This is a genomic window from Cyclobacterium xiamenense, assembly GCF_042140265.1.
Classification (GTDB): Bacteria; Bacteroidota; Bacteroidia; order Cytophagales; family Cyclobacteriaceae; genus Cyclobacterium; species Cyclobacterium xiamenense_A.
This window is the reverse complement of sequence record NZ_CP159481.1, coordinates 3867057-3892120: the sequence shown is the minus strand read 5'-3', so window position 1 is coordinate 3892120 and position 25064 is coordinate 3867057. Positions and strand designations below refer to the sequence as shown.

Below are 25064 nucleotides of genomic sequence, written 5' to 3'. Positions count from 1 at the left end.
CACTTTTTATATTTATTTTTATACTATGAATACAGCCGTACCGGACTATAAAGCGCTCTACCTGGAAAGCCAAAAACAGTTGGCCGAAAGCAGGCGCATGCTACTGGAAACGGAACTCAAACTTAAGTTAGCCCTACTGGACGCAGCCGAACTGCGGCGCAGGCACTTCTCCTCCTCAAAATCCGACAACCGGGTGAGCGGTTCGGGCAACGGGCAGCTGGGCCTCTTCCCCTTGGGTGCCGGGGAAGCCGATGTTCAAGCCTCCGAGGAGCTTACTGCCGCCGAGGTGGAAAAGGCGAACCTGGAGCAGGACATACAGGCACGCAAGCGTAGGAAAGCCGCAGCCCGAGGTCCCCGCATGGTGTTTCCCGAAAGCCTGGAGCGGGAAATCGATATCATAGACCCCAACCAAAACCTGGAAGGATACAAAATCATCGGAGAAGAAACCAGCGAGGTGTTGGTGATGGTACCCGCCAGTTTTAAAGTGCGCAGGACCGTTCGCAGGAAATGGGCCCTCATTGACCCTTCGCAAACCGGCAAAAAGGGAGTGCTGATCGCCCCAATCCCTTCCAGGACCGTAAACAGGGGACTCTTCGATGAATCGGTTCTGGCCCACCTGCTTACCTCCAAATTCGTGGATCACCTTCCCCTGTACAGGCAGCAGCAGATGTTCAGGCGAATAGGGCTCGAAATCCCCGCCTCCACGCTCATCGACAACACCAATGCAGCCTGTAAAGCAATCACCCCAATCTACAACGCACTCAAGCGCGAAACCCTGGCCAATCTCTATCTACAGGCAGACGAAACCCGGATGCAGGTACTCGAAAACGGAGGCGTGAAGGGTTCCTCCCATAGGGGTTTCGTGTGGGCCTATCATGCCCCCGTGGACGGGTTGGTATTCTTTGACTACCGGACCGCCAGGAACAAATCCGGCCCAGAGGAGATATTGGCCAATTACAAGGGCGTGGTCCAGACAGATGCCTATGAGGTTTACCATAGTCTTTTTGCCCGCAACAAAGGCATAAAGCACTATTATTGTATGGCTCATATCCGCCGCAAGTTCGACGAGGCAGCAGTTTATGACAGAGATAGGGCTTCTTGGGCGGTGGGGACGATTGCCAAACTGTATGCAGTAGAAAAACAGATCAGGGAAGCCGAACCGCCCCTTCCCGAAAACCTCATCGTCAAAAAACGGGTGGAGGAATCCCAACCCATACTGCGGGAAATCCACGACTGGATGCTCGCCGAGTATCCCAAGGTACTCCCTTCCTCACCGATAGGAAGGGCAATCGCCTATGCACTTCCGCTCATGGACAGCATGAAGCTATACACCCTCCACGGACAACTTCAGATTGACAACAACCTTATTGAAAACGCCATCAGACCGATTGCCCTGGGACGGAAAAACTACCTGTTCGCTGGTACCCACGCCACTGCTCAGAATGCCGCAATGATCTACTCCCTGTTCGCGACTTGCAAAAAGCACGAGGTAAATCCCCATGACTGGCTGCTCGACGTGCTGCGAAAACTCAACAACCCCACCTATGACGGCAAGTTCTCCGACCTGCTGCCCCACAGATGGAAAAATCATCAAGGGAATCCCAGAAAATTTTAATAGGGGGTTGGCCGTTTGCTTACTGATTATTGGTGATTTCCATTTTATTCAGCTCGATTCCCTGTTTCTGTATCTCCCCTTTTAAACCAAGCCAATCCAAAACCTTAATTGCATTCGGTTGAAGCCAAATGCCAGCCCCAATTTCATTGAGTTCAACAGCTTGCTCGTAAACAACTGATGTGATTCCTGATTTACGAAGTGCCAACGCAGCTGTAAGCCCTGTAATTCCTCCACCGATAATTCCTATTTTCATACGTTCTACAATTAATGCCAACGTTTTGGCTATGGTGCGTGTCCCGCAGGGCATGCACTATCGCCAAAACGTTGGCTGTAGTTATATTTCACTTTTTCATGAGCAACAGAATGCCCCACGCAAAGAACACTGCTTCCACAATCGTTGATATGAAGGTAACGTTGTCTAAGTTCCCTGATACGATGGTAGGAATTCTCGTAAGAATGAGCAAGCCAAATACCACAATCACCGCTTTTATATAATTCGTTTTGTTATTCATCTCTTTATTTCAAAAGTTCTTCAATGAAAACTTGATTCGAATTAACTGGCAAGGTGATCAAGGTTCCATCATTTGCTAAGTAGATTTTTCCATCATATACTTCATGGGCTTCTTTTAGGAATGGTCTAACCATTAGATCTGAGGGCACGGGGGAAGAATATGCGTGATAACCAATTGCTGAACATCTGCTTCCCTTGCTACAACGGCTGCTTCCTTTGGGCTGATGTGATAATCCAGAATGTCAGTAGCAATGGCGGAAATGTTGGTTTCCGTATCTTCTCCGGCTACCGCCAGCATTTTGGAGAATTTCATATTTAATGCTTCACTGACAAGGACATCAGCATTCTTGGAATGGTGGATCAGGCTCTCTGTATACTTCGTATCACCGGTGATTACTGCACTTCGACTTTTATAATTAACCCGATAACCCACCGCTGGAAAAACAGGAGCATGCGCTACGTTAAAAGCAATCACTTCTACATCTCCATTTTTGTAGATTGTCTCACTGCTCATCAAATCCGAACCTAAATCAAACGTATTCGCTACTCCTCCAAACCCCATTGGAGGCATTACTTCTTCACCGTGATGAGCAATTCTGTAGCCCTTGTCAAATGCATAGGCTGATTCAAAACCATTGACCACCGCTTCAATTCCAGCTGGCCCATAGATGGGTAAAGGTTGCTCAGGACTGCCGTTGCCCCATCGCTTTAACATCAATTCTCCCATGCCACCAATGTGGTCAGAGTGAAAATGTGTCACGAACAAGGCATCCACAGCGCCAACATCTACGGGTGAGAGTTCCTGCTTTAGCGTACTACCAGGACCTGCGTCAAAGGCCAAAACTTGTTTCCCGGCCACGACAATAGTTTGTGGACCTGCCCTCATTTTGTCGGGCATAGGAGCTCCCGTTCCGGTCGTTAAAATGTAAAGCCCATCCTCCTCAAAGTAGTCGAGCGACTGATTGTATGAAACAGTGGCTTCGAACAGAACTTGAATAAGGCTGTCGGAAGGGTTTCGAAGCAGTATCACCAAGGATGCGCATAACGTCAGGTAGGCGCCCAGGACAATCAATAGCTTTTTGTTCTTGGAGATGATCTTATTCATTAGAAAGCATTTTTAGCAATTTCTGAGCCGTCTCTCCTGATGAGTTTTGGTTTTGTCCGGTCGCAATGGTTCCATCTACAACTGTCAATGTTTCGAAGAAATCTCTGAAGCCCGTGCTGCTTTGGAAGATGGCCCCTTGTTTTCTCAACTCTGTTTCCGGGTGCATGGGGGTGATGCTTATGTTCAGTTCCTTTACTTGCTTATCGGTCACTCCTGTCATTTTTTTTCCTGCCACCAAGGGTTGACCTGTCGTGTCTTCAGCCATCAGGAAGCCAAGCACACCATGACAAACGGAACCCAGCAAAATCCCTTCCTCATACGCCTGAGAGATCTTTTCACCTAACACTGCACTCGTACCCAAATCGTAGGAGGCACCCCAACCTCCACTCATAAATATGATGTCGTAGTCCAGGAAATCGACATCGTCAATCTTCAGAGACTCCTTTGTTTTCTGCTGTGCAATCTCATCTTTCAGATACCGCTCATCCTGATGCGATTTCATCGGAAATTGCAAGCCTTGAGGCTCCAAGGGAATTTTACCTCCCTTGATGCTGGCTATATCCACTTCAAGCCCAGCGTCCAGAAATTCATAATATGGAATAGTCATTTCCGAGGGGTAAACTCCGGTAGCCTTACCGGTTTCGCCCAGTACGTCATGGCTCGTGGTAATGATTAGTGCCTTTTTGCCTTCGAAGTTGTAGTTGGCTTTCTCATAGTTTGGATGGTAGCCAAATCCCTTTAGAATCTGTGGTAACAGAAGTACTAAAATCGCAAGAATGCTCACCAATATGCCGATTGTGATAAGTGTTTTCTTCTTCATACGAGTGATCGGTAATTTGTTATTGATTTTTTCAATTGCTTGATCTTGTCCATTCTACCTGTTTTTGCGAAAAACCTGCAGATACAAGCAGGTGCAGTTTCGTTTCGGTCGGGGTTATTTCTACTTCAAACCATCGGTCGCGTTTGGGTGAAAAGATCTTGCCTGTCCACACGTCTGCATGTTTTTCCAAGTCTTTTAGTACGATTTTCCCAATTCTTACAAGATCGTTGTCGGAGGACCTGATCTTTCCCAGCCATTCGCCCTGATCTTGAATGATTTCAATTCTTGTATTGTCCTGGCCCGTGTGCCATACCCCTTCAATTGGCTCATGTGATGGGGGGAAGGCCAGGGTTAGAATGAATCCGATAAGTGCAATAGAATGTTTCATACCTACTCAACGAATGAGTCGGGAAAATTAATTTGCAAGAAGTGTATTTCCAATTAACAAAGGATAATTAATGGACTAATCCTTTTTCATGGCTATCCTTTGCCTGATTCTACTTAGTGAGACGGGAGTTACACCAAGTACATTGGCGATGTACTTGTCAGGAGCACGATTGTTGATCTCTGGGAAATCCCTTATGTATTTCTGATAACGTTCCTCTGGAGATAGAAGCACAAAGGACTCTACGCGTTGAAAGGACTGTTTAAGTAACCTCTTACCGAGGAACAATCTATTCAACTCCAAGAGTTGAGCATTCTGTGCTGTAAGCTTTTGGAAGGAGTTAAAGTCTATTAAATAGACTTTTGACTTCTCCAAAGATTGATACGTAAACCTTGATGGCTCATCCAATAGGATTGCATGAGCGTTTGCGAAAGGCTGTTGTTCTGGAAACAGTTGAAAGGTGATTTCGTCTGAGTTGTCATTTATGAGATAGCTGCGTACCAAGCCTTTTCTAACATAAAACAGAACTTTTTCAGAAGATCCAGCCTGGATGATCACCTCTCCTTTTTCGAATGTCTTTGTCTTGATATTTCTGAACAAGACAATGAGACTTTTAAAATCCATGCTCCTTTAGGATGAATGAAAATTCAACTAATTACAGCGAACGGTTTGGCTATGTGGAGTGCGGGTCTTTGAAACACTTCATTGTCATGCTGCCACTGAGCCAATTCGTTTATTCATATTTTAGTTTTTATACCAAATCCTCAGGGACGAATTGGCGTTGTTGCAACGAAGAACTGCGGTTGAATTACCCGCTGAACCCCGCATTACATATAGCTTTTGTTGTGTGCCCGTTATTACTTTTTTTGACATTAATAATAAAAACGTAGTTATTAATAAATTTGAGTGATGGATTAAGATTTTGAGCGATTTGAATTATTTTTCTTTCTGATATTTTAATACATAGCAGTTTGTACCATCACTACCATCGATTGCTACGCCGCTTGGACAATAAAGGTATTCTGGTTCATTATTAATGTCTAATAAAATCTGAGGTCTCTCAAATTTAACTTTATTAGTATAACGAACATTAGCTGTTTCTGGAATGTTCCCTTTAAGATAAGATCTTTCAAAATTGTGAAATCCAGAAAATGGTTCAGAATTGAATTTATGTCCGTCCTCAGATGTCCAAAGTAAACCTCCTCCTTCTTCGATGATACCATGATTATCAGTGGTTAACAAGCAGATTTGATTCCTCCATAGAAAAACATAACCATCTTCTATTATGGTTTTATTTGCGGTAATGGGATTAGGTTGGATAATATATGGACCTTCCAAATTACTTGAAATAGCAAGTCCCATGCTTATTTTTCCTTCAGGACGTGGGCCAGACATTGCTTTAAAATACAAAAAATATTTTCCATTCGGATGTTTTAGTATGCTGGGATTATTTACACCACAACCACTATTATAACACCAAATCTCACTGTCGTCAGGTGGGCTTAGTAATGGTTCATTCTCATTTGGAGTTTCCACCCATGGACCATTGATATCATTACTTAAAAGCATCCCTATTCTTTGGTTGGGGCCATGCTTTTCTGCGCCATCATTGGCAATATATACCAAAACATATTTATCATCAATTTTCTTTATACTAGGATTATGAAAGCCTGCGGCATTCCATTTATTGTTTCCTTTCCCTTTCCCGATAATTTTATTAAATTTAAATGGACCTTCAGGTTTTTTTGATGAATAATGGGCAATTTCACTTTTGAAGCGCCAACCAGTAGTAAAAGAGTTGTTTGAGGCCCATCGTGCACAAAAAAGGTGAATATTCCCTTGATCATCTCTTATGGGAGAGCTTCCCCAAATATCGTAACCAGGCTCATTTATTGCTTCTCCAATATATTTCCATCGTTCAGACATATCTGTAGGAATTGGCAAGTAGTTTTTGAGGCTTTGCGGTTTACTAGATTCTGTTTCCTTACTTTTTTTCTCTTGACAAGAAATAAAAATCGTAGACAAAACCACAATTGCTAAACATATTGTTCTTATAATCTTCATTAATAATATTTTAAAAGCTAGTTTTTATATATGATAATCCTTAATAAGCTAAACTTGTTTTCATACGCTCTGCAACTTCTCTAATTTAATGGCACACAACGTTTAGTATAAAAGCAGTAGCGGATATTTCACCGCAAAACTATCTGATTGTAAGGTACATAATTAAATACAAAAACGGTTTAAGTTTGCACCCAAACCGCTGTTGCTTTTATACCATGTTGTGTTTAGTTTATTCTATCATACCATTTTGAAATACCTTCTCCTATTTCGTGAGGATAATCTTCTTGAATAAAATGTAATCCTTCACCCAAATGAATCATTTCTGTGTTCTTAAAAGTTTCACGAATTACCTTCACATCCTTTTCTTTAATTGCCACCCCAGGGGTAACATAAAAACATAATTTTGGAATTTCAGATGATGCCAACCAAGCACTCCAAGATTTAACGGCTTGAGTTGCTGCAGTAGGTTTGCCATCAGCAAAAGGAACATCTTGTGGCCATCTCCACAAAGGGAATCTGCTCTTTTTAGTTTTATATGGTTCAGCATAGAATGCTAATTCTTCTTTGGTTAATTCTCGAACAATCATATCAGGGAGCATTTTTTTGATAAACATGTTCATATTCATCGCCATGAACTTCCCCAAAACCGGATTTCGTAAAACTTTCAGTCCTATTTTTACCGAAAGAGGCATGTCGAACATTGTTGGAGCATCATACATAGCCTCCATAAAGGCAATGGCTTTAATGTTTTCTCGGTGCAAGTTGGCATAGTTAAATCCCATCCCCGAACCCCAATCGTGAAGCACAAGAGTTATGTTTTTCAAATCCATTTGTTCTATAAATGCTTCCAAATAACTATATGAATCTGCAAATCCATATTCTATATCTGGTTTATCAGATTTTCCCATGCCTATTAAGTCAGGGGCAATACACCTTCCTTGTTTGGATAAATGAGGAATAATATTTCTCCATAAATAATTTGAGGTAGGATTGCCATGTAAAAACACAATAGGGTCACCGCTACCTTCTCCTATGTAGTGAATATTACTTCCTTTAACTTTAATGTATTTAGATTCAAACGGAAAAGTGGCTGATATTTCTTTCTTATTCATTGTAGTCTATTTTTTCAGATGTAAGCAAACGGCCAACCCCCTATTAAAATTTTCTGGGATTCCCTTGATGATTTTTCCATCTGTGGGGCAGCAGGTCGGAGAACTTGCCGTCATAGGTGGGGTTGTTGAGTTTTCGCAGCACGTCGAGCAGCCAGTCATGGGGATTTACCTCGTGCTTTTTGCAAGTCGCGAACAGGGAGTAGATCATTGCGGCATTCTGAGCAGTGGCGTGGGTACCAGCGAACAGGTAGTTTTTCCGTCCCAGGGCAATCGGTCTGATGGCGTTTTCAATAAGGTTGTTGTCAATCTGAAGTTGTCCGTGGAGGGTGTATAGCTTCATGCTGTCCATGAGCGGAAGTGCATAGGCGATTGCCCTTCCTATCGGTGAGGAAGGGAGTACCTTGGGATACTCGGCGAGCATCCAGTCGTGGATTTCCCGCAGTATGGGTTGGGATTCCTCCACCCGTTTTTTGACGATGAGGTTTTCGGGAAGGGGCGGTTCGGCTTCCCTGATCTGTTTTTCTACTGCATACAGTTTGGCAATCGTCCCCACCGCCCAAGAAGCCCTATCTCTGTCATAAACTGCTGCCTCGTCGAACTTGCGGCGGATATGAGCCATACAATAATAGTGCTTTATGCCTTTGTTGCGGGCAAAAAGACTATGGTAAACCTCATAGGCATCTGTCTGGACCACGCCCTTGTAATTGGCCAATATCTCCTCTGGGCCGGATTTGTTCCTGGCGGTCCGGTAGTCAAAGAATACCAACCCGTCCACGGGGGCATGATAGGCCCACACGAAACCCCTATGGGAGGAACCCTTCACGCCTCCGTTTTCGAGTACCTGCATCCGGGTTTCGTCTGCCTGTAGATAGAGATTGGCCAGGGTTTCGCGCTTGAGTGCGTTGTAGATTGGGGTGATTGCTTTACAGGCTGCATTGGTGTTGTCGATGAGCGTGGAGGCGGGGATTTCGAGCCCTATTCGCCTGAACATCTGCTGCTGCCTGTACAGGGGAAGGTGATCCACGAATTTGGAGGTAAGCAGGTGGGCCAGAACCGATTCATCGAAGAGTCCCCTGTTTACGGTCCTGGAAGGGATTGGGGCGATCAGCACTCCCTTTTTGCCGGTTTGCGAAGGGTCAATGAGGGCCCATTTCCTGCGAACGGTCCTGCGCACTTTAAAACTGGCGGGTACCATCACCAACACCTCGCTGGTTTCTTCTCCGATGATTTTGTATCCTTCCAGGTTTTGGTTGGGGTCTATGATATCGATTTCCCGCTCCAGGCTTTCGGGAAACACCATGCGGGGACCTCGGGCTGCGGCTTTCCTACGCTTGCGTGCCTGTATGTCCTGCTCCAGGTTCGCCTTTTCCACCTCGGCGGCAGTAAGCTCCTCGGAGGCTTGAACATCGGCTTCCCCGGCACCCAAGGGGAAGAGGCCCAGCTGCCCGTTGCCCGAACCGCTCACCCGGTTGTCGGATTTTGAGGAGGAGAAGTGCCTGCGCCGCAGTTCGGCTGCGTCCAGTAGGGCTAACTTAAGTTTGAGTTCCGTTTCCAGTAGCATGCGCCTGCTTTCGGCCAACTGTTTTTGGCTTTCCAGGTAGAGCGCTTTATAGTCCGGTACGGCTGTATTCATAGTATAAAAATAAATATAAAAAGTGACTTTAAATCATTTAAAGGCCACTTTTTTACAATATTTTTCACTTTTTTTTAAGTGAAAATATTCCTTTCGTACCGCTTTCTGAGTTGTACGGAAGCAAGCTTCACGCCCTGCAAAACCAGGGTCAGCTCCCTGGCGGAAACCAGTGTTTTGCTGTTTTTAGGACGCTCGAACGTACCCGACTCCAGACGCTTGATGTACATGGCGTAGCCGTCTCCGTCCCACTGGAGCAAACGCATTTGGTTGCCGCGTTTGCCTATAAAAATAAACACGTCACCCGAAAGGGGATCAAGTCCCAGATTGTTTTGGACAAGGCCGGCAAGGGAGTAAATTCCGCAGCGCATGTCGGCAGGCTTGTGGTATAGAAAATAGCGTACCGAAGAGGAAAGGGAAAGCATGCTTACGATATCAGCGCTCTGAGCCAGGCGGTATCCGGAAGGCGCTGAAAGGAAAGCCTGGTCCCGTTGGGAAAGTTCAATACCGCAACAGGCTCAGGTTCGGGATCGCTAACACGCAACTCGGTAAAACCTGTGTCCACATTCTTTTCCTGCCCAAACTTCTTGGACCAGTACCGGAAAGTGGCGTACTTGACTGAGGATTGCTTGCAGAACAGACCGACGGAAATACCACTGGCCTTCCACTCTTCATAAAGGGAATGATAATAATCCCTGGGGGAAATAGTTTGTAAATCTTTCATGCAGGCAAAGGTCTCGAACCCCTGCCAGAAAAAATAGATGGGGGTGGGCGTTCGCTTACTTTCAGATTATTTGGATGGGGTTTTCCCTCTTCGATATAGAATTTTAACTCATCTGCTAAGGTTTGAAATGAAGCCGTTAACCCCTTTTGAATCTTGGATGTCATTTCTTGCGGAAGTTCCTGTTTAGGCTCCAATACAGAATCCATAAAAGCTATTGTACCTTCTTCTGATTCTTTTAAATACCAATGAGAAGAAACAAACTTGGCAATTTCTGGTTTGCCGGCTATAATTTCGTATTGAAGCGAATAATTTTCAGCGTCAAACTCCTTTAACTCTTGAATAGTGTTTCCATTGGGAGTGGTCGTATCACGAAGAGAATAGCCTATCCCTTCAAATTTCTTCTCGCCACCTGGCTTGGATGTTTTAAAATTGCTCGACCATAAATGGGCTTCTCCAAATTGATAGCCCATTACCTTCCATACTTCGTCAATTGATTTATTGATCTTTACCTTTACTTTAATTTCCATAATTTTGATTTTTTTTTAAAATCGTTTACAGCACTTAGATACAAGAAGGTTCAATGTGTGACAAAACTTAGAAAAAAATTATTGATAATATTTGTTTAGTTCAGGATCATTTAGAATTTCTGTGACAACGGTATCGGCAGAAAAATCTTTTTTAGATGGATGCTTTTGAAAGAACTTGATGTACTTTTTATCTAAGGTGTCTGCTACTTCATTGGCGTGTTTTTCTGCGTAGTCAGCTATGGTTGCATAATATGTGGGGTCAAATAATTTAGCATTAGTTTGCATTTTGCCAGCAGCCTCCATTGCCTTGGCTTTCTTAGAACACCTACAAGGGTTAGCTAAATTTACAAGTCCACATTGCTGATTCATAAAGGCATGGAATTCCTTTCGAGTTCGAGATAGTTTTTTTCGGTAGTTATCCTTTGAAATATTAAAAACTTCCGCACCTATTTGATGGTCAATTTTAAAAACTTCACCAATCAAGTAGAGTAATCGCTGTTCTCTTGTAAGACACATAAGCATACCAGACATACACCTTGTGCGGGCAGTTTTGGTTCTCAAAATTTCTTCTTTTTCCTCCTCTGGACTTAATTCTGGACTTGGTATGCTGTTCAACTCATCAGCAAAATGTTCTAAACTTTCCCAACGATCTTCCATAGGTCTTCGTTTGGTTTGTAAAAACTGATTGAAAGCAATTCGGTATGCCCAAGTACGAAAACTGCTTTTCCTTTTAAAAGTAGATAGCTTAGTAATTATTTTTATCAGAACTTCCTGTGTCAGGTCTTTGGCTTCGTTTTCATCATTGGTAAATTTCCAAGCTACATTGTAAATAAAGGGTTCATGAAGCTTAATGAGGTCATTGAGCGCATTTTTATTTCCTTTTAAAGCAGCAGAAACCAGTTCATCGTCATTTGAACTGTCATATTTGGATTTTATCTCCTTCATCTCATCTTGTTATTTTCTATTTTGATGAATATTGCTTTGATGTGTGACGGTTATTTTCAAATTAAACACAACGGATTGACTATGAGCAGGCGGGCTTTAGAAGCACATTCCTGTCAGCCGAGCCGAAAGTTAGTTAATAGTTACAGCGTTTCTTTTTTCACTGTCGCCCCGCTTGCTTATAGTTTTTGTTGGCAGCTGGGCTTTTTCATTTTTAATATTGTCCTTTTTTATTCATCGTTTCATGCACCCAGCCTACATGTTCATCTGGTGACTTAGATTCAAATTTCTCGAAAGTACTGAATGTGCCGGGGGCAAAGTCATATGGTTCGCTGTCTTTGATGTACGGTCCAGCTACTCCAACTGTCCAACCGTCTTTGGAAGCCCAATGTGGCGGATTCATTTTGAATTTGAAAACATAATAGTCAAGCTTTTGCTTTTCGTTATCAATTTCCTGTTCTCTCGACACCGTCTGAATATATTCGATTTGGTCTGGTCGGTCTCCTAATTCGTTAGGGTGGAGTAGCCAATATACGAGTGATGATTCTGCTCCCGATTTGAAGTCCATGTATTTGTTAGGAAATAATTCTAATTGATTATGTTCTTCTAAGATTGAGTAAAGAATTCCTCTTGCAGCAGAGTCATCTGCCAGTCGATTAATTAGTTTTTCATCAAGGACGTTCTTATTCTCAAGAGCCTCAATAACTGGTTTGACTTTATCAAAAATATCCTTGTCCCTTTTTTGAGTCGCCTTTAAAGTCGCCCAATATCGATAAACCAAGAAAATAATGAGCAACCCTACCAGTCCACCAATTATGTAAAATTTAATTTGCATTTATCTTTTTTTGCCTTGCTGCCAACGTCCGGGGCTTGTGGGCGGCGGGCAATTCCGGAGCCCTTTTCTTCCCAGATTTCAAAAACTTCCTTAAATGTACTAAAATAATATTTTACTCGTGAACTGCCTGCTGCACCCAAGCTTGGGTTACAGGACGGGCGTTTCCGTGCAGTTTTTCCCGGTGTACCGGTCAAATTTTCAGAACCTGAATGGCCTCACTGTACGACCTGGACCGGATCTTTTCATTCTGTTCGAAACCCTTTCGGTTCCCTGGATGGCCGCCCCCCGGTGGATCAACACTTTCAGAGTTTTTCCGGCAGCTTCCCCATAGCGTCCAGTCCCTCCAATCTTCCTCTTTAAAGTCTTTTCCTTCCGGAGCCCTACCGCCCGGTCTTGCGCCTCCCCTGTACAGCACTGCGAGCTCCCGTAACTGGGACAAGACCCCTTCGGAAATCCCACACTTTGTCAGAAAAGGCACGCCTTCAGTCCTGAATTTTACGCAGGCCACCTTCGGAAACCTAAAAAGTCCCTTGCCTTGGATGCCGGAAAAAACCCTATCCGGTCCTTCGTGAACTTCCTAGCTATCGTGGACTTCCTTCCGAAGGCTTACCAATTTCCCTTACTTCACTTGCCTGTCCTGTAACGGTTTTGTGTATGAGCAGTAGCGGATTTCAAACCGCTAAATTATAGTAAGCAAACGGCCAACCCCCTATTAAAATTAGCTGGGATTCCCTTGATGATTTTTCCACCTGTGGGGCAGCAGGTCGGAGAACTTGCCGTCATAGGTGGGGTTGTTGAGTTTTCGCAGCACGTCGAGCAGCCAGTCATGGGGATTTACCTCGTGCTTTTTGCAAGTCGCGAACAGGGAGTAGATCATTGCGGCGTTCTGAGCAGTGGCGTGGGTACCAGCGAACAGGTAGTTTTTCCGTCCCAGGGCAATCGGTCTGATGGCGTTTTCAATAAGGTTGTTGTCAATCTGAAGTTGTCCGTGGAGGGTGTATAGCTTCATGCTGTCCATGAGCGGAAGTGCATAGGCGATTGCCCTTCCTATCGGTGAGGAAGGGAGTACCTTGGGATACTCGGCGAGCATCCAGTCGTGGATTTCCCGCAGTATGGGTTGGGATTCCTCCACCCGTTTTTTGACGATGAGGTTTTCGGGAAGGGGCGGTTCGGCTTCCCTGATCTGTTTTTCTACTGCATACAGTTTGGCAATCGTCCCCACCGCCCAAGAAGCCCTATCTCTGTCATAAACTGCTGCCTCGTCGAACTTGCGGCGGATATGAGCCATACAATAATAGTGCTTTATGCCTTTGTTGCGGGCAAAAAGACTATGGTAAACCTCATAGGCATCTGTCTGGACCACGCCCTTGTAATTGGCCAATATCTCCTCTGGGCCGGATTTGTTCCTGGCGGTCCGGTAGTCAAAGAATACCAACCCGTCCACGGGGGCATGATAGGCCCACACGAAACCCCTATGGGAGGAACCCTTCACGCCTCCGTTTTCGAGTACCTGCATCCGGGTTTCGTCTGCCTGTAGATAGAGATTGGCCAGGGTTTCGCGCTTGAGTGCGTTGTAGATTGGGGTGATTGCTTTACAGGCTGCATTGGTGTTGTCGATGAGCGTGGAGGCGGGGATTTCGAGCCCTATTCGCCTGAACATCTGCTGCTGCCTGTACAGGGGAAGGTGATCCACGAATTTGGAGGTAAGCAGGTGGGCCAGAACCGATTCATCGAAGAGTCCCCTGTTTACGGTCCTGGAAGGGATTGGGGCGATCAGCACTCCCTTTTTGCCGGTTTGCGAAGGGTCAATGAGGGCCCATTTCCTGCGAACGGTCCTGCGCACTTTAAAACTGGCGGGTACCATCACCAACACCTCGCTGGTTTCTTCTCCGATGATTTTGTATCCTTCCAGGTTTTGGTTGGGGTCTATGATATCGATTTCCCGCTCCAGGCTTTCGGGAAACACCATGCGGGGACCTCGGGCTGCGGCTTTCCTACGCTTGCGTGCCTGTATGTCCTGCTCCAGGTTCGCCTTTTCCACCTCGGCGGCAGTAAGCTCCTCGGAGGCTTGAACATCGGCTTCCCCGGCACCCAAGGGGAAGAGGCCCAGCTGCCCGTTGCCCGAACCGCTCACCCGGTTGTCGGATTTTGAGGAGGAGAAGTGCCTGCGCCGCAGTTCGGCTGCGTCCAGTAGGGCTAACTTAAGTTTGAGTTCCGTTTCCAGTAGCATGCGCCTGCTTTCGGCCAACTGTTTTTGGCTTTCCAGGTAGAGCGCTTTATAGTCCGGTACGGCTGTATTCATAGTATAAAAATAAATATAAAAAGTGACTTTAAATCATTTAAAGGCCACTTTTTTACAATATTTTTCACTTTTTTTTAAGTGAAAATATTCCTTTCGTACCGCTTTCTGAGTTGTACGGAAGCAAGCTTCACGCCCTGCAAAACCAGGGTCAGCTCCCTGGCGGAAACCAGTGTTTTGCTGTTTTTAGGACGCTCGAACGTACCCGACTCCAGACGCTTGATGTACATGGCGTAGCCGTCTCCGTCCCACTGGAGCAAACGCATTTGGTTGCCGCGTTTGCCTATAAAAATAAACACGTCACCCGAAAGGGGATCAAGTCCCAGATTGTTTTGGACAAGGCCGGCAAGGGAGTAAATTCCGCAGCGCATGTCGGCAGGCTTGTGGTATAGAAAATAGCGTACCGAAGAGGAAAGGGAAAGCATGCTTACGATATCAGCGCTCTGAGCCAGGCGGTATCCGGAAGGCGCTGAAAGGAAAGCCTGGTCCCGTTGGGAAAGTTCAATACCGCAACAGGCTCAGGTTCGGGATCGCTAACACGCAACTCGGTAAAACCTGTGTCCACATTCTTTTCCTGCCCAAACTTCTTGGACCAGTACCGGAAAGTGGCGTACTTGACTGAGGATTGCTTGCAGAACAGACCGACGGAAATACCACTGGCCTTCCACTCTTCATAAAGGGAATGATAATAATCCCTGGGGGAAATAGTTTGTAAATCTTTCGTAAGCAAACGGCCAACCCCCTATTAAAATTTTCTGGGATTCCCTTGATGATTTTTCCATCTGTGGGGCAGCAGGTCGGAGAACTTGCCGTCATAGGTGGGGTTGTTGAGTTTTCGCAGCACGTCGAGCAGCCAGTCATGGGGATTTACCTCGTGCTTTTTGCAAGTCGCGAACAGGGAGTAGATCATTGCGGCGTTCTGAGCAGTGGCGTGGGTACCAGCGAACAGGTAGTTTTTCCGTCCCAGGGCAATCGGTCTGATGGCGTTTTCAATAAGGTTGTTGTCAATCTGAAGTTGTCCGTGGAGGGTGTATAGCTTCATGCTGTCCATGAGCGGAAGTGCATAGGCGATTGCCCTTCCTATCGGTGAGGAAGGGAGTACCTTGGGATACTCGGCGAGCATCCAGTCGTGGATTTCCCGCAGTATGGGTTGGGATTCCTCCACCCGTTTTTTGACGATGAGGTTTTCGGGAAGGGGCGGTTCGGCTTCCCTGATCTGTTTTTCTACTGCATACAGTTTGGCAATCGTCCCCACCGCCCAAGAAGCCCTATCTCTGTCATAAACTGCTGCCTCGTCGAACTTGCGGCGGATATGAGCCATACAATAATAGTGCTTTATGCCTTTGTTGCGGGCAAAAAGACTATGGTAAACCTCATAGGCATCTGTCTGGACCACGCCCTTGTAATTGGCCAATATCTCCTCTGGGCCGGATTTGTTCCTGGCGGTCCGGTAGTCAAAGAATACCAACCCGTCCACGGGGGCATGATAGGCCCACACGAAACCCCTATGGGAGGAACCCTTCACGCCTCCGTTTTCGAGTACCTGCATCCGGGTTTCGTCTGCCTGTAGATAGAGATTGGCCAGGGTTTCGCGCTTGAGTGCGTTGTAGATTGGGGTGATTGCTTTACAGGCTGCATTGGTGTTGTCGATGAGCGTGGAGGCGGGGATTTCGAGCCCTATTCGCCTGAACATCTGCTGCTGCCTGTACAGGGGAAGGTGATCCACGAATTTGGAGGTAAGCAGGTGGGCCAGAACCGATTCATCGAAGAGTCCCCTGTTTACGGTCCTGGAAGGGATTGGGGCGATCAGCACTCCCTTTTTGCCGGTTTGCGAAGGGTCAATGAGGGCCCATTTCCTGCGAACGGTCCTGCGCACTTTAAAACTGGCGGGTACCATCACCAACACCTCGCTGGTTTCTTCTCCGATGATTTTGTATCCTTCCAGGTTTTGGTTGGGGTCTATGATATCGATTTCCCGCTCCAGGCTTTCGGGAAACACCATGCGGGGACCTCGGGCTGCGGCTTTCCTACGCTTGCGTGCCTGTATGTCCTGCTCCAGGTTCGCCTTTTCCACCTCGGCGGCAGTAAGCTCCTCGGAGGCTTGAACATCGGCTTCCCCGGCACCCAAGGGGAAGAGGCCCAGCTGCCCGTTGCCCGAACCGCTCACCCGGTTGTCGGATTTTGAGGAGGAGAAGTGCCTGCGCCGCAGTTCGGCTGCGTCCAGTAGGGCTAACTTAAGTTTGAGTTCCGTTTCCAGTAGCATGCGCCTGCTTTCGGCCAACTGTTTTTGGCTTTCCAGGTAGAGCGCTTTATAGTCCGGTACGGCTGTATTCATAGTATAAAAATAAATATAAAAAGTGACTTTAAATCATTTAAAGGCCACTTTTTTACAATATTTTTCACTTTTTTTTAAGTGAAAATATTCCTTTCGTACCGCTTTCTGAGTTGTACGGAAGCAAGCTTCACGCCCTGCAAAACCAGGGTCAGCTCCCTGGCGGAAACCAGTGTTTTGCTGTTTTTAGGACGCTCGAACGTACCCGACTCCAGACGCTTGATGTACATGGCGTAGCCGTCTCCGTCCCACTGGAGCAAACGCATTTGGTTGCCGCGTTTGCCTATAAAAATAAACACGTCACCCGAAAGGGGATCAAGTCCCAGATTGTTTTGGACAAGGCCGGCAAGGGAGTAAATTCCGCAGCGCATGTCGGCAGGCTTGTGGTATAGAAAATAGCGTACCGAAGAGGAAAGGGAAAGCATGCTTACGATATCAGCGCTCTGAGCCAGGCGGTATCCGGAAGGCGCTGAAAGGAAAGCCTGGTCCCGTTGGGAAAGTTCAATACCGCAACAGGCTCAGGTTCGGGATCGCTAACACGCAACTCGGTAAAACCTGTGTCCACATTCTTTTCCTGCCCAAACTTCTTGGACCAGTACCGGAAAGTGGCGTACTTGACTGAGGATTGCTTGCAGAACAGACCGACGGAAATACCACTGGCCTTCCACTCTTCATAAAGGGAATGATAATAATCCCTGGGGGAAATAGTTTGTAAATCTTTCATGCAGGCAAAGGTCTCGAACCCCTGCCAGAAAAAATAGATGGGGGTGGGCGTTCGCTTACAATCTTTCATGCAGGCAAAGGTCTCGAACCCCTGCCAGAAAAAATAGATGGGGGTGGGCGTTCGCTTACAAATTATAAGATAGCAAGATACTTATTTAAACGCAAAAACGGTTCAAGTTACCACTTAAACCGCTATTGCTTATACACCGTGTTGGCGGTAGTACTTTCTTAAAGGTTTTAGTTATTCTCAACAGCTTTTTTTAATAACTCTAAACCTTGCTGATTGGTCTTTTCCATTTCGGCTTTTGCACCAAACAACCACATAAAGAAGGCGTCAACTAAACCTGATTCCAATTTAAAATCTTGTTTAACTTCTATTCCGTTGGATGTTTCATTGAAATAGTAGTCAAATGTTGGTTTTGCCACAAATGGTTTTTGAATGTCGCATTTCATTCCAACAAAACTTAGTTCGTCAATTTTTACGATTTCTTGATAGCCCAAATCTTTCCCTTTGTTTCCGTCCCAATGATATTGAGCACCTACAGTTCCGTCTGTACCCTTTACTTCATATTTTTGGTCCGGGTCTTGTGCCAAGAATGGCGACCATTTGGGGAAGTTGTTTAGATATTTTACCATATCAAAAACTTCTTGTTTGGTTCCCTTGATGGTTACTGTTTTTATGATTTGGATAGATTTCAAACCGCTGGCTTTGTATAAACCAAATCCGATAAACGCTACAAGAGCGATTCCAATAATTGCAAATATCATTTTCTTGTTCATTTTATTCGGTTTATAATTAGTTCATTGGTATTACGTCTCTTACTTCTACCGTACCACCCATAAATAGTATCGGGCATTTTTTTGCAAGTTCGGTAGCTGATTCAATGGATTCAGCTTTAAGCACCATATTTCCACCAATTATTTGACTGTCTGAAATATGGAATCCGTCTTCTGTAGTCAAGTCTGGTGAAATTCTTTTGCCCTCAAAACCTAATTGATGTGTACTCACAAGGTTACCTTGCATAGCAATTCCACCAATAAATTCACCCCAATGCTTTTCCATTTCTTGAAGTTGCTCTTGGGTAGGTTCTTCGTTGCTTGGCTCATATCTGAATAGCAACATAAATTCTTTTGAATTTTTCATCTTAAAATGTTTTTATTGTTAATGATGATACAAAGATGAAACAGATTCAAAAAACAAAACTTGCCATATGACAAGAAGTGCTATTCTTTGGCAATTTCTTTTCTTATCCTGCTCAATGAAGTGTCTGTAATGCCTAAGAAGGTAGCTATATGTTTTAAGGAAACGTTCTGTACAATGTGAGGCTTTTGTTTTAAAAAGTTTAAGTATCTCTGTTTTGCTTGGTCTGCAATAAGGGAAATGCTATGCTCTTTCAAGGCAAAATAACTTCCTACGAGTAGACCTCGTTGTTGTTCTCTGAAACTATCTATTGTATTAAACATTTCTTGGAAGTCTTGGTATGTTATTTCCCAACAAATACAATCTGTTAAAGCTTGTATATTTTCTCTAGAAGGCGCAAAAAAGAATATCGATGCATAATCAATTACCACATCTTTGGCTCCATATAGATTAAAGGTGATGTCCTTACCTTCTGTGTCTATTATGTAAGAACGGATAAAACCTGTTTCTATAAACCAATACTTTTTTTCTACTTGTCCTTCTTTAAGCAAGTAGTCATCTTTTTGAAAAGTCACTTGTTTATAGCGAGGAATTATTTCCTTCAATTCGTCTTTTGTTATTCCGCTTGAAGCGAAAACTTTATTTAAGAAATGTTCTTCTGTCATATTTTGTATTAATTAACTTTTTAAGTCTGTCGGGTATATTCGGTATTACCGCCAACGTTTTGCAGCTACCCGAAGGGCGGGACTTTTACCACAAAACTTGATTTGGAAAACTAATGTTTGATTAATCACAAAACTGTCTTTGGAACACGAAACCCCGCCGTTTGGGTAGGTGCTGTTAGTGGCTGTGGTTCTTTTGTCCGTTAATTTAGTCATTTATCTTTTCAGCTTGTCTTTGGATAGTAATAAAGTCTTGTCCAAATGTAAGTTTTTTAGATAAAGTCGAGTTAGGTTCTACCACTCTCCAAAATGGTGTGATGCCTTTGAGTGAGTTAGTTTGTTGGTATTTTTCAAAATTTGCTTCAGCCACTATTCGTAAAAATATTCCTGTCGTAACTGGACAAGTATAGTCAGCTCTGTTTTCAATAGCAAGGTCTTTCCGCATTGTTTGAATGGATACCTTTTTACCTTTTGGTATTTGCTTAATGTAATTGTCAATTATTTGTGGTGTCGCAATAAACATATTGCTGTTTGCGGGAATGTCTGCAAAATCAAAATCTATTCGTTTGATTTTTGGCTCTTTATCACAATGCAATTTTTCAGTCCAAGTCTTTTTTGATGCCATTTTATTCGCCTAATTTTTGTTTTAAGTTTTGAAGGTATAAATCCATCGTTTTGTCTAAGTCCACAAATACATATGATATTGTTCTAAAAAAAGGATTTGAAACGATAACAACTTCTTTAAACTCGATGGCTGTTTGATTTTCCTTAGTTTGCTTAAAAGTGCCTACCCAATATCCATTGAAATTATTTGGTTCAATGATTTCAATTTCAAAAATTTCATTTTCTACTTTCTGCTTTACTTTAAAAGTAATAGCTGTACCTTTTTTGGGGACTTCTGTCCAAGTATTTTCGTCAATTACAATAATTTCTTTTACATCATTTCTCCATGTGGTTTGATTTTTAAAATCAGTTACTAAGTTGAATACTTTGCTTACATCTGAATTAAGCACAGCCGTTTTTGTAAATGTTCTTTCTTTGGGTAGAAACAACCCAATTATCAATACGATTGCAATGATTGCAAAAACAGAAACCAGCAAATAAGTCATCATTTTTTTCATTTTGAAGATTTTTTATTTTGCAAATTTCTATTTCATTTTAAAAATTCGTTTGACGTTTTTTGCTATTTTATAGGAACATAAAAATCAGTTACCAAATTTTCAGGCTTGTAAAAGGGTGGGGACTTTATATACCATTCAAGTGCTGGTTTGTCCGCTAAGTCAAACTTATTTTCAAATAAGCAAACATTATAGATGTAGTCGTAAACAGGATAAAATCCTTCATAAGCCCCTTTATAAGTGAATACCGCAAACTTTCCGCCTTCAATTTTTTTGTAACCAATTTCTCCGCTTGGTTTTATTTCTTTCGAAAGCAAAACACAAGCGTCAAAACGAATATGTTGTTCTGCTGTTAGGTCGGGATTGTCGTGAACAATGCCAATAGTTACTGGCTTTAATTTTAAAACTAAATGAGTTGCTGCCCAAAACATAAGTTTTTGAAAAGAACCGCCTACTTTGTCATACGAACCTGTGTGTCTGATATAAGCAAGGTGAAGGTCTGGAATTGTCTTGATAATTGGTCCTTGAACATTAAGTGCATTTAAGTCAATGTTTGTTTTTTCGTATTCGTTTTGCTTGTTAGTCGTAAGTTCTGCAATTGAATTTCGATATTCTAATGGTGGCAGTCCAAAATAGTCTTTAAATGCTCTTGTAAATGTTTCGTGGTTTTGATAGCCACAGTCAAACGCAATTTGTCCAATGTCGTTTTGTGAATGTTTAAGTTTCAGAGCCGCTTTTTCAAGTCGAAGTCTTGTCAAAAAGTCTTTTGTGGTGTCGCCAGTTAGCGATTTGAAAACCCGATGAAAATGGAATTGTGAAAGATTTGCTTGTGTAGCAATGTCTTTGAGTTGAATGTCAGTTGTTGAATTACTTTCTATGAATGAAATTGCCTTGTTTATACTTTCAAGATATGAATTTTTGGTGTCTGTTCTCATTCTGTAAAAATACTATTGTCATTACATTTTCGCTTGATGTTTCTTGCTCTTTTAGGGTCGTCCTACCATTGCCACTAACGTCCGGGGCTTGTGGGCGGCGGGCAATTCCGGAGCCCTTTTCTTCCCAGATTTCAAAAACTTCCTTAAATGTACTAAAATAATATTTTACTCGTGAACTGCCTGCTGCACCCAAGCTTGGGTTACAGGACGGGCGTTTCCGTGCAGTTTTTCCCGGTGGTACCGGTCAAATTTTCAGAACCTGAATGGCCTCACTGTACGACCTGGACCGGATCTTTTCATTCAGTTCGAAACCCTTTCGGTTCCCTGGATGGCCGCCCCCCGGTGGATCAACACTTTCAGGGTTTTTCCGGCAGCTTCCCCATAGCGTCCAGTCCCTCCAATCTTCCTCTTTAAAGTCTTTTCCTTCCGGAGCCCTACCGCCCGGTCTTGCGCCTCCCCTGTACAGGACTGTGAGCTCCCGTAATTGGGACAAGACCCCTTCAGAAATCCCACACTTTGTCTGAAAAGGCACGCCTTCAGTCCTGAATTTTACGCAGGCCACCTTCGGAAACCGAAAAAGTCCCTTGCCTTGGATGCCGGAAAAAACCCCATCCGGTCCTTCGTGAACTTCCTAGCTATCGTGGACTTCCTTCCGAAGGCTTACCAATTTCCCTTACTTCACTTGCCTGTCCTGTAACGGTTGATGCTATGGCCAGTAAAGGATTGCGGGCGAATCACCTATCAAGTTACACAGAAATTAATGCGGGTGAAAAACTTCGCAAACCACTGAAACCTTTATTGGCTATAGCGTGTGTTAGCGGCTGGCATTCTCTCATTTCGTCCCAATTCTTTCGATTTTTGCTTCTGTAATTAATTGTTTTATGTCGTCTATTTCGAAGTCTGCCATTGTTTTCAGTTTTATGTGTTTGAGAAGTTTTCCTGTGCCTTTAAGTAACTTTTTCTGATCAGGTAGGTTTGCTCCACGATAAAAGCCAAGATTTACGCTGTCCTTGAAAGGTGCCACGTAAATTATTAAGTCTTTGTCGGCTCGGCTTTCACCTGTACCGTAAGTAAAATTTTTCCACCCTTCAAAAAGGATCTCTTCTGTTTCGGGCAAAAGTTCCAATGCAATTTTTCTAAGTTCTAAGCAAATTTCTCTAACCTTCGGGTCATAGTTTTTTAAAAATTCTTCTATTGTCATTATACAGTAGGTTTGATGATAAATTTGGAAGAAACGAAAGCCGACAAAGTCCAACCGATAATTAGATTTAGTCCTGCTCCCAAAGCATAAATTACTGGAACTCCCCACCAATTCATCATTTGTCCGTATATGGCCGTTACTGCAAGAACTCCTGTAATAGCAATAATTGTCAAACGTTTTTGATTTGAAAGTCCAGTTGTCAGCATAAGCAAGGTCGCTAAGAACATTGCTACTAAAAGTTGTGTAACAATTTCCTTTATAAAGTAGTTGCCTACATTGTAATATTCAACTGGCTTGGATATTATCCAAGAGAAAGTCTTGTCTGTTGTAAGTGTGCTGATTTTGTTTACAAACTGCTCGTCAAATTTCTCTGTAGTCAAGCTATTAGCAGGAAGTTCCACAAGATTTGGTGTCTGAAAACTTTCTGTTTGTGCTGTGGTCTGTGAGGAAATTGATTGTGCTGTAGGTACACCCCAAGGGAAAATTTGTGTGATTCCGCTCCAAAGGAAAAGTATCACGGTGGATACGATTGTTGAGATGATAATTTTCTTCGTCATTGTATTTTGTTTTTAAGTTGTTGCTCTGTTATTAATTGCTTTTCAATTTGCCTTAATCTTTTTCATTTTTGCTTTTTCAGGTATTCGTCAAGGTTGTCAAGTTTCTTGCTCCAAAATTTCTTGTACTTCATAAGCCAATCGTTTACTTCACTCAAATTATCAAGAGAAAGATGGCAGTATTTTTCCCGACCATTTTTTTCAATGAATATGAGTCCGCTGTCTTTTAAATAGTTCAGTTGTTTCGTTACCGCCTGTCTGCTCACACTATTAAAGTGCTCGGAGATTTGATTGATATTCAAATCGTCTTTGGCGAGCAAATCGATAATCTCTCTTCGGGTTGGGTCAGCAATGGCAGCAAATGGGTCTCGGTTCATTTGTCCAAATATTTTTTGATACTGGTTTTCAAAAGTCCTTTCCAACCACTTCCCAAAATGAAGCGAACAATGTATTGATTGATAAATCCTTCAAATCCACTGTGAATGAAATGTAGGTTTGTTCCTTCATTGGTCGCTTGTAGCTCAAAGGATACAAGAGTCGGCTTCTTTAGAGGTCCGCCTTGCCAAGTAAATTGAAGTTTTGAAGGTATTTGAAAATCTATCACTTTGCATTTTACAATTCCGTCAAACCCTGGTTGTGGCTTGGTTTTGAATGTGAACTCGTGGTTCTTTTCCAACTTAAAGTCGTTAGGCATTAACCATTCTGCCAATGCTTCTGAAGTAGAAATCGCAGTCCAAACTTTGTCTATAGGATGCGGATAAAATCGTTGTATTCTTATGTCTTTCCCCATTGGTTAGCTTAGTAAGTTGCAAAGATATAAAAAGCAACCAAAAGGTTACATATTATTGAAATTTTTTTTCCTTCTCAACATTTGTTCTTTCGAGTTTCAATTTTTGTGAGTTGATTCGTCTTGCTGTCAGGGTTGCTATACTTGCCCCTAACGGTTTGCATATGGCTTGTGGCGGTTTCGAAGTACTTTTCTGTCCACCGAAACCAAAGCTGGATACGGAGCGAAAACCTTGCTGGGATTCGTTCACCCGCCATAAGCTATATGTGTTGTTAGCGGTTGTTTTTAATTTCATCATAAAGTCTTTTTACCTGTAAATCGCCGAATCCATAGATGCTTTCACGTTTGTTAAACTCTTTAAATACAGCCCCAAATGAATCTGTTCCTAAATCATCCATTATCTCAATTAGAGTTCGCTTAGGTCGTCCTGGACTACTTTCATTTGGAATTCTATCAATGTGAGCCTCAACAGCGTTCTGAATGAAAGGATATTTTTGCCCTAACTCTTTAGCTACCTCAACCATTCCCTCCATATCATTATTCTGATATAAATTCCACAGACTTGCTATTCTACCCACTTCATCAATTAGAGCCTTTTGCTTATAAGCGTTGATTAGCTCCAATTCGCTTAGTCCGCCAAATCCATATTGAGTGTGAATTGTTGGTCTTATTAGAAAAACTTTGCAGCCATTTACAAAATCCAATATCAGGTTAGTGATAAGCCAAAAATTCACCTGGCAAAACAGGTCATCCTCAAACCATAGATTTATCTCGGAATTATCAGGTATTTTTTGAATATTTTGAAATTCTGAAACAGAATCTGAGTAATAGTCCTCTATCGAGTAGTTACCATAAATTTCGGCTATAAACTTAGCACGGATATCAAACAATTCATCTAAAGTATCACTACTTACATCTCCATCGACAAAGCATTCACGAGCAACAATAATCTTTCCGTCAATTTCATTAGGAAACCTTTCTTTCAGGGAATCACCATTTAGTATGTGATACTTATTTTTCATTAATTCTGATTTTAATAACC

Annotated in this window: 33 protein-coding genes; 1 reads left to right on the top strand and 32 read right to left on the bottom strand. The window is 43.3% G+C overall.

The window, feature by feature from the left end; genetic code table 11:
- Positions 1-25: 25 nt before the first annotated feature.
- A complete protein-coding gene (locus tag ABWH99_RS15860; RefSeq protein WP_375582808.1) occupies positions 26-1615 on the top strand; it encodes an IS66 family transposase in 1590 nt (529 codons plus the stop codon).
- Positions 1616-1634: 19 nt separating this feature from the next.
- Here the strand turns inward: ABWH99_RS15860 and ABWH99_RS15855 are convergent, their stop codons facing one another.
- The 32 genes from ABWH99_RS15855 to ABWH99_RS15700 all read right to left on the bottom strand — a co-directional run bounded on the left by ABWH99_RS15855 (position 1635) and on the right by ABWH99_RS15700 (position 25044).
- Positions 1635-1889 (bottom strand): FAD-dependent oxidoreductase, encoded by a 255-nt coding sequence (locus ABWH99_RS15855; protein WP_375582820.1) that lies wholly within the window; start codon positions 1887-1889, stop codon positions 1635-1637.
- Positions 1890-2259: 370 nt separating this feature from the next.
- Positions 2260-3231: an MBL fold metallo-hydrolase gene (locus tag ABWH99_RS15850; RefSeq protein WP_375582819.1), complete on the bottom strand. Its 972-nt coding sequence runs from the start codon at positions 3229-3231 to the stop codon at positions 2260-2262.
- Positions 3224-4051 carry a type 1 glutamine amidotransferase domain-containing protein gene (locus ABWH99_RS15845; RefSeq protein ID WP_375582818.1) on the bottom strand — a complete coding sequence of 276 codons (828 nt, stop codon included), beginning with the start codon at positions 4049-4051 and terminating at the stop codon, positions 3224-3226. The genes ABWH99_RS15850 and ABWH99_RS15845 overlap by 8 nt, the downstream gene beginning before the upstream one ends.
- A 31-nt stretch (positions 4052-4082) precedes the next feature.
- Entirely contained in the window at positions 4083-4439 is a 357-nt protein-coding gene (locus ABWH99_RS15840) for a hypothetical protein (RefSeq protein WP_375582817.1), read from the bottom strand.
- Between the two features lie 75 nt (positions 4440-4514).
- Entirely contained in the window at positions 4515-5060 is a 546-nt protein-coding gene (locus ABWH99_RS15835; RefSeq protein ID WP_375582816.1) for a Crp/Fnr family transcriptional regulator, read from the bottom strand.
- 312 nt (positions 5061-5372) lie between these two features.
- Positions 5373-6500: a glycoside hydrolase family protein gene (locus tag ABWH99_RS15830; RefSeq protein WP_375582815.1), complete on the bottom strand. Its 1128-nt coding sequence runs from the start codon at positions 6498-6500 to the stop codon at positions 5373-5375.
- A 224-nt stretch (positions 6501-6724) separates the two neighbouring features.
- On the bottom strand, positions 6725-7612 hold the full coding sequence (locus ABWH99_RS15825; protein WP_375582814.1) for a haloalkane dehalogenase: 888 nt from the start codon (positions 7610-7612) through the stop codon (positions 6725-6727).
- Between the two features lie 43 nt (positions 7613-7655).
- On the bottom strand, positions 7656-9245 hold the full coding sequence (locus tag ABWH99_RS15820; protein ID WP_375582808.1) for an IS66 family transposase: 1590 nt from the start codon (positions 9243-9245) through the stop codon (positions 7656-7658).
- A 74-nt stretch (positions 9246-9319) separates the two neighbouring features.
- Positions 9320-9667 carry an IS66 family insertion sequence element accessory protein TnpB gene (gene tnpB, locus ABWH99_RS15815; protein ID WP_375582539.1) on the bottom strand — a complete coding sequence of 116 codons (348 nt, stop codon included), beginning with the start codon at positions 9665-9667 and terminating at the stop codon, positions 9320-9322.
- Positions 9668-9669: 2 nt separating this feature from the next.
- Positions 9670-9966 (bottom strand): hypothetical protein, encoded by a 297-nt coding sequence (locus ABWH99_RS15810; RefSeq protein WP_375582538.1) that lies wholly within the window; start codon positions 9964-9966, stop codon positions 9670-9672.
- On the bottom strand, positions 9963-10493 hold the full coding sequence (locus ABWH99_RS15805; protein ID WP_375582813.1) for an SRPBCC family protein: 531 nt from the start codon (positions 10491-10493) through the stop codon (positions 9963-9965). The genes ABWH99_RS15810 and ABWH99_RS15805 overlap by 4 nt, the downstream gene beginning before the upstream one ends.
- 78 nt (positions 10494-10571) lie before the next feature.
- Positions 10572-11438 carry an RNA polymerase sigma factor gene (locus tag ABWH99_RS15800; RefSeq protein ID WP_375582812.1) on the bottom strand — a complete coding sequence of 289 codons (867 nt, stop codon included), beginning with the start codon at positions 11436-11438 and terminating at the stop codon, positions 10572-10574.
- 211 nt (positions 11439-11649) lie between these two features.
- Positions 11650-12270: a hypothetical protein gene (locus tag ABWH99_RS15795; RefSeq protein ID WP_375582811.1), complete on the bottom strand. Its 621-nt coding sequence runs from the start codon at positions 12268-12270 to the stop codon at positions 11650-11652.
- A gap of 190 nt (positions 12271-12460) precedes the next feature.
- On the bottom strand, positions 12461-12748 hold the full coding sequence (locus ABWH99_RS15790) for a hypothetical protein (protein ID WP_375582810.1): 288 nt from the start codon (positions 12746-12748) through the stop codon (positions 12461-12463).
- A gap of 240 nt (positions 12749-12988) precedes the next feature.
- Positions 12989-14572, bottom strand: a complete 1584-nt coding sequence (locus ABWH99_RS15785) for an IS66 family transposase (protein ID WP_375582540.1) — start codon at positions 14570-14572, stop codon at positions 12989-12991.
- A gap of 74 nt (positions 14573-14646) precedes the next feature.
- A complete protein-coding gene (gene tnpB / locus ABWH99_RS15780; protein ID WP_375582539.1) occupies positions 14647-14994 on the bottom strand; it encodes an IS66 family insertion sequence element accessory protein TnpB in 348 nt (115 codons plus the stop codon).
- A gap of 2 nt (positions 14995-14996) precedes the next feature.
- Complete coding sequence (locus tag ABWH99_RS15775) at positions 14997-15299, bottom strand: hypothetical protein (RefSeq protein ID WP_375582809.1); 303 nt, start codon at positions 15297-15299, stop codon at positions 14997-14999.
- A gap of 15 nt (positions 15300-15314) precedes the next feature.
- A complete protein-coding gene (locus tag ABWH99_RS15770) occupies positions 15315-16904 on the bottom strand; it encodes an IS66 family transposase (RefSeq protein ID WP_375582808.1) in 1590 nt (529 codons plus the stop codon).
- Positions 16905-16978: 74 nt separating this feature from the next.
- Positions 16979-17326, bottom strand: coding sequence for an IS66 family insertion sequence element accessory protein TnpB (tnpB, locus tag ABWH99_RS15765; RefSeq protein WP_375582539.1), 348 nt, complete (start codon positions 17324-17326; stop codon positions 16979-16981).
- Positions 17327-17328: 2 nt separating this feature from the next.
- Entirely contained in the window at positions 17329-17694 is a 366-nt protein-coding gene (locus ABWH99_RS15760) for a hypothetical protein (RefSeq protein ID WP_375582807.1), read from the bottom strand.
- A gap of 167 nt (positions 17695-17861) precedes the next feature.
- Positions 17862-18404: an SRPBCC family protein gene (locus ABWH99_RS15755; RefSeq protein WP_375582806.1), complete on the bottom strand. Its 543-nt coding sequence runs from the start codon at positions 18402-18404 to the stop codon at positions 17862-17864.
- 16 nt (positions 18405-18420) lie between these two features.
- Positions 18421-18768 (bottom strand): YciI family protein, encoded by a 348-nt coding sequence (locus ABWH99_RS15750; RefSeq protein ID WP_375582805.1) that lies wholly within the window; start codon positions 18766-18768, stop codon positions 18421-18423.
- Positions 18769-18848: 80 nt separating this feature from the next.
- The gene (locus tag ABWH99_RS15745; protein ID WP_375582804.1) at positions 18849-19430 is read right to left on the bottom strand and encodes a Crp/Fnr family transcriptional regulator; all 582 of its coding nucleotides are present in this window, start codon (positions 19428-19430) and stop codon (positions 18849-18851) included.
- Positions 19431-19635: 205 nt separating this feature from the next.
- Entirely contained in the window at positions 19636-20052 is a 417-nt protein-coding gene (locus tag ABWH99_RS15740; RefSeq protein ID WP_375582803.1) for a hypothetical protein, read from the bottom strand.
- Position 20053: 1 nt separating this feature from the next.
- Positions 20054-20548, bottom strand: a complete 495-nt coding sequence (locus tag ABWH99_RS15735) for a hypothetical protein (RefSeq protein ID WP_375582802.1) — start codon at positions 20546-20548, stop codon at positions 20054-20056.
- 62 nt (positions 20549-20610) lie between these two features.
- Complete coding sequence (locus ABWH99_RS15730; RefSeq protein WP_375582801.1) at positions 20611-21480, bottom strand: GyrI-like domain-containing protein; 870 nt, start codon at positions 21478-21480, stop codon at positions 20611-20613.
- Positions 21481-21724: 244 nt separating this feature from the next.
- Positions 21725-22012: a hypothetical protein gene (locus tag ABWH99_RS15725; protein WP_375582800.1), complete on the bottom strand. Its 288-nt coding sequence runs from the start codon at positions 22010-22012 to the stop codon at positions 21725-21727.
- Positions 22013-22312: 300 nt separating this feature from the next.
- Positions 22313-22681 carry a DUF1801 domain-containing protein gene (locus ABWH99_RS15720; RefSeq protein ID WP_375582799.1) on the bottom strand — a complete coding sequence of 123 codons (369 nt, stop codon included), beginning with the start codon at positions 22679-22681 and terminating at the stop codon, positions 22313-22315.
- Entirely contained in the window at positions 22681-23238 is a 558-nt protein-coding gene (locus tag ABWH99_RS15715; protein ID WP_375582798.1) for a hypothetical protein, read from the bottom strand. Before ABWH99_RS15715 ends, ABWH99_RS15720 begins: the two co-directional genes overlap by 1 nt.
- Positions 23239-23300: 62 nt before the next feature.
- A complete protein-coding gene (locus tag ABWH99_RS15710) occupies positions 23301-23612 on the bottom strand; it encodes an ArsR/SmtB family transcription factor (protein ID WP_375582797.1) in 312 nt (103 codons plus the stop codon).
- Complete coding sequence (locus tag ABWH99_RS15705; protein ID WP_375582796.1) at positions 23609-24025, bottom strand: SRPBCC domain-containing protein; 417 nt, start codon at positions 24023-24025, stop codon at positions 23609-23611. Before ABWH99_RS15705 ends, ABWH99_RS15710 begins: the two co-directional genes overlap by 4 nt.
- A 269-nt stretch (positions 24026-24294) precedes the next feature.
- Positions 24295-25044: a DUF1835 domain-containing protein gene (locus ABWH99_RS15700; protein WP_375582795.1), complete on the bottom strand. Its 750-nt coding sequence runs from the start codon at positions 25042-25044 to the stop codon at positions 24295-24297.
- Between the last annotated feature and the right edge of the window lie 20 nt (positions 25045-25064).

Excerpts from the sequence above, each read along its gene's own strand:
- ABWH99_RS15860 (WP_375582808.1), top strand. The coding sequence starts at position 26 with ATGAATACAGCCGTACCGGACTATAAAGCGCTCTACCTGGAAAGCCAA.
- ABWH99_RS15730 (WP_375582801.1), bottom strand. The coding sequence starts at position 21,480 with ATGAGAACAGACACCAAAAATTCATATCTTGAAAGTATAAACAAGGCA.
- ABWH99_RS15755 (WP_375582806.1), bottom strand. The coding sequence starts at position 18,404 with ATGAACAAGAAAATGATATTTGCAATTATTGGAATCGCTCTTGTAGCG.
- ABWH99_RS15805 (WP_375582813.1), bottom strand. The coding sequence starts at position 10,493 with ATGGAAATTAAAGTAAAGGTAAAGATCAATAAATCAATTGACGAAGTA.
- tnpB (WP_375582539.1), bottom strand. The coding sequence starts at position 14,994 with ATGCTTTCCCTTTCCTCTTCGGTACGCTATTTTCTATACCACAAGCCT.
- ABWH99_RS15820 (WP_375582808.1), bottom strand. The coding sequence starts at position 9,245 with ATGAATACAGCCGTACCGGACTATAAAGCGCTCTACCTGGAAAGCCAA.
- ABWH99_RS15795 (WP_375582811.1), bottom strand. The coding sequence starts at position 12,270 with ATGCAAATTAAATTTTACATAATTGGTGGACTGGTAGGGTTGCTCATT.
- ABWH99_RS15715 (WP_375582798.1), bottom strand. The coding sequence starts at position 23,238 with ATGACGAAGAAAATTATCATCTCAACAATCGTATCCACCGTGATACTT.
- ABWH99_RS15830 (WP_375582815.1), bottom strand. The coding sequence starts at position 6,500 with ATGAAGATTATAAGAACAATATGTTTAGCAATTGTGGTTTTGTCTACG.
- ABWH99_RS15745 (WP_375582804.1), bottom strand. The coding sequence starts at position 19,430 with ATGACAGAAGAACATTTCTTAAATAAAGTTTTCGCTTCAAGCGGAATA.
- ABWH99_RS15735 (WP_375582802.1), bottom strand. The coding sequence starts at position 20,548 with ATGAAAAAAATGATGACTTATTTGCTGGTTTCTGTTTTTGCAATCATT.
- ABWH99_RS15770 (WP_375582808.1), bottom strand. The coding sequence starts at position 16,904 with ATGAATACAGCCGTACCGGACTATAAAGCGCTCTACCTGGAAAGCCAA.
- ABWH99_RS15705 (WP_375582796.1), bottom strand. The coding sequence starts at position 24,025 with ATGGGGAAAGACATAAGAATACAACGATTTTATCCGCATCCTATAGAC.
- ABWH99_RS15740 (WP_375582803.1), bottom strand. The coding sequence starts at position 20,052 with ATGGCATCAAAAAAGACTTGGACTGAAAAATTGCATTGTGATAAAGAG.
- ABWH99_RS15825 (WP_375582814.1), bottom strand. The coding sequence starts at position 7,612 with ATGAATAAGAAAGAAATATCAGCCACTTTTCCGTTTGAATCTAAATAC.
- ABWH99_RS15845 (WP_375582818.1), bottom strand. The coding sequence starts at position 4,051 with ATGAAGAAGAAAACACTTATCACAATCGGCATATTGGTGAGCATTCTT.
- tnpB (WP_375582539.1), bottom strand. The coding sequence starts at position 9,667 with ATGCTTTCCCTTTCCTCTTCGGTACGCTATTTTCTATACCACAAGCCT.
- ABWH99_RS15760 (WP_375582807.1), bottom strand. The coding sequence starts at position 17,694 with ATGAAAGATTGTAAGCGAACGCCCACCCCCATCTATTTTTTCTGGCAG.
- ABWH99_RS15810 (WP_375582538.1), bottom strand. The coding sequence starts at position 9,966 with ATGAAAGATTTACAAACTATTTCCCCCAGGGATTATTATCATTCCCTT.
- ABWH99_RS15700 (WP_375582795.1), bottom strand. The coding sequence starts at position 25,044 with ATGAAAAATAAGTATCACATACTAAATGGTGATTCCCTGAAAGAAAGG.
- ABWH99_RS15720 (WP_375582799.1), bottom strand. The coding sequence starts at position 22,681 with ATGACAATAGAAGAATTTTTAAAAAACTATGACCCGAAGGTTAGAGAA.
- ABWH99_RS15750 (WP_375582805.1), bottom strand. The coding sequence starts at position 18,768 with ATGAAAAATTCAAAAGAATTTATGTTGCTATTCAGATATGAGCCAAGC.
- ABWH99_RS15835 (WP_375582816.1), bottom strand. The coding sequence starts at position 5,060 with ATGGATTTTAAAAGTCTCATTGTCTTGTTCAGAAATATCAAGACAAAG.
- ABWH99_RS15800 (WP_375582812.1), bottom strand. The coding sequence starts at position 11,438 with ATGAAGGAGATAAAATCCAAATATGACAGTTCAAATGACGATGAACTG.
- ABWH99_RS15840 (WP_375582817.1), bottom strand. The coding sequence starts at position 4,439 with ATGAAACATTCTATTGCACTTATCGGATTCATTCTAACCCTGGCCTTC.
- ABWH99_RS15850 (WP_375582819.1), bottom strand. The coding sequence starts at position 3,231 with ATGAATAAGATCATCTCCAAGAACAAAAAGCTATTGATTGTCCTGGGC.
- ABWH99_RS15710 (WP_375582797.1), bottom strand. The coding sequence starts at position 23,612 with ATGAACCGAGACCCATTTGCTGCCATTGCTGACCCAACCCGAAGAGAG.
- ABWH99_RS15785 (WP_375582540.1), bottom strand. The coding sequence starts at position 14,572 with ATGAATACAGCCGTACCGGACTATAAAGCGCTCTACCTGGAAAGCCAA.
- tnpB (WP_375582539.1), bottom strand. The coding sequence starts at position 17,326 with ATGCTTTCCCTTTCCTCTTCGGTACGCTATTTTCTATACCACAAGCCT.